The sequence below is a fragment of the Streptomyces flavofungini genome (genome assembly GCF_041028215.1).
GTDB lineage: Bacteria > Actinomycetota > Actinomycetes > Streptomycetales > Streptomycetaceae > Streptomyces > Streptomyces flavofungini_B.
Map to the genome: position 1 here is coordinate 1 of NZ_JASKYR010000827.1, position 2,900 is coordinate 2,900.

At 71.6% G+C, this 2,900-nt stretch carries 1 protein-coding gene; it reads left to right on the forward strand.

Going from position 1 to position 2,900, the window contains the following annotated elements:
• The coding region (locus AB8Z36_RS35105; protein ID WP_369217440.1) for an endo-alpha-N-acetylgalactosaminidase family protein at nt 1-2,900 on the forward strand (2,900 nt) is incomplete at both ends.

The window sequence follows — 2,900 nt, forward strand, 5'->3', positions numbered from 1 at the left end:
GTGGTGCTGCGCTCGGCCGCTCTGGACGTCCGCGTCGCGGGTGACTTCCCGCGCGTCCTCTCCTACACCGACCGCGCGAGCGGCGCCGTGCTGTACGGCGGCACGGAGCCGCTGAGCACGGTCCTCATCGACGAGACCGAGCGGACGCCGCGGGTCACCGCGGCGGCGGGCGCGGACCGCGTCACCTACGTACTCGCCTTCGACGGCGGCACCAGGATCGACGTGGAGATCGCCGTCGAGGGGCGGCAGGTCCACTGGCGGGTCACGCGGATCGCCGACACGCCCGCGCTGCGGGTCGGCACCCTGCGCGTCCCCGGGCTCGCCCTGCTCTCCGTCCGCAGCGACCAGCCCGGCGCCGCCCTGCTCGCCGCCAGGGTGCAGCTCGACAAGGCCAGGAGCGGCGACACCCTCATCCAGCCGACGGAGGACACACCCGCCGAGGCGCCCGCCGGATGCGCGTACGCCGTCGTCGCGCACGACGGGCTCGGCGGCGCGATCGAGACGAACACCGTCTACGACAAGCCGACCAGCCAGGCGGGCACCACCTGGGAGAACGGCCGCCTGTGGCGCGAGACGGTGAGAAGCGGCCCCTACGTGGAGGCCCGGCTGAGCCCCGGGCAGTGGACGCACCGCGCCGCGACCTCGCCCATGAGCGCCACCGAACCCCTGCCGTACGCGACCGTCGTCATCACCGGCGACCGCAACGGCGACGGCAAGGTCGACTGGCAGGACGCCGCCATCGCCTTCCGCGACATCATGGTGACCCCGCCCGGCGCCGACGAGCAGCATCTGCGGGTCGTCCCGCACATCCCGTTCAACTTCGCCTCCCAGGCCACCAACCCCTTCCTGGCCACCCTCGACAACGTCAAGCGCATCCACCTGGCGACCGACGGCCTCGGCCAGTACACGCTCCTGAAGGGCTACCAGTCCGAGGGCCACGACTCCGCCCACCCCGACTACGCGGACAACTACAACGAGCGTGCGGGCGGCCTCACGGACCTCAACACCCTCCTCCGCGAGGGCAGGAAGTGGAACAGCGCCTTCGGCGTGCACGTCAACGCCACCGAGTCCTACCCCGTCGCCCGCGCCTTCTCCGAGAAACTCGTCGACAAGAGCGACAAGCAATGGGACTGGCTCGACCAGAGCTACCGCATCGACCAGCGCCGCGACCTGGTCTCCGGGGACATCGTGCGCCGCTTCGCCGCGCTGCGCGCCCAGACCGACCATGGCCTGAACGCCCTGTACATCGACGTCTTCCGCGAGTCCGGCTGGACCTCCGACCGCCTCCAGCGGGCCTTGCGCGAACAGGGCTGGACGATCACCACGGAGTGGGGCCATGGCTTCGAGCGCTCGGCGCTCTGGTCGCACTGGGCCACCGAGACCGACTACGGCGGCGACACCTCGCGCGGCATCAACTCCCGCCTCATCCGCTTCGTCCGCAACCACCAGAAGGACGTCTTCGCCGACAAGTGGCCCACCCTTCTCGGGGTCGCCCGCATGGGCAACTTCGAGGGCTGGGTCGGCAAGACCGACTGGCACGCGTTCTACGAGCTGATCTGGACCCACTCGCTGCCCGCCAAGTACCTCCAGGCCCATCCGGTCAAGACCTGGAACGAGCACGAGATCACCTTCTTCGGACAGCCGGGCACGACCGTCTCGGACGCCTCCGGCGAACGGCGCATCACCACCGACGGAAACGTCGTCTACGAAGACGGCCGCTACCTGCTGCCCTGGGAGCCCCGCAAGGCCACCGACCCCGCCAAGCTGTACCACTACAACCCCGCCGGCGGCAGCAGCACATGGCACCTCCCGCGCGCGTGGGCGAAACGCTCCCGCGTCGCCCTGTACCGGCTGACCGACCAGGGCAGGGTCTTCGAGGCGTACGTCTCCGCAGCGGACGGAAAGGTCACCATCGAGGCGGAGCCGAAGCAGCCCTACGTCCTCTACCGCGAGCGGGCCGCCGCCCCGCCGGAGCCCCGCTGGGGGCAGGGGACACCGCTGTACGACCCGGGCTTCCACTCCGGCTCCCTGAAGGGGTGGAAGACGAGCGGGCCCGCCGCCGTCAAGCGCAGCGCGCTCGGCGACTACGAGCTGGTCATCGGCGCGGGCGGCGCGGCATCCGTCGGGCAGCGGCTCGCCCGCCTCAAGGCCGGTACGTACGTGGCCTCCGTACAGGTCGAGGTCGGTGCCGAGGCGGGGGAGCGGCGCAAGGCCTCCCTGGAGGTACGCACCCCCGACGGAGTCACCGCGACCGCCTGCACCGAGACGTCCACCGCGGGCAACTACGTCGCCGCCGACCGCAAGCACGGCACCCGGTTCCAGCGCATGTCCACGCACTTCACCGTCCCCCAGGGCGGCGGCACCGCCGAGCTGACGCTGCGGGCCGAGGCGGGCCACGCGCGCGTGCGCTTCGACAACATACGGATCGTCGCCGCCGCCCGCCCCGCGAAGCTGCCCCGCGGCACCCTGATCCACGAGGACTTCGAGCACGTACCGCAGGGCTGGGGCCCCTTCGTCAAGGGCGACGCCGGAGACGTCACCGACCCCCGCACCCACCTCGCCCAGCGCCACGCCCCGTACACCCAGCGCGGCTGGAACGGCAAGGAGACCGACGACGTCATCGACGGCACCAACTCCCTGAAGTCACGCGGCGAGAACACCGGCCTCGTCTACCGCACCGTCCCGCACACCGTCCGCTTCACACCGGGCAGGCGCTACCGCGTCACCTTCCGGTACGAGAACGAGAAGGCGGGACAGTACGCCTGGATCACCGCGGCCGACACCCCGAAGACCCGCGAACTCCACCGCGAGGAGCTGCCCGTCGCGACAGCCCCCACCACCCTCACCCACGAGTTCACCGCCCCCGCCGACGGCGAGGCCTGGGTGGGCCTGCGCAAGAC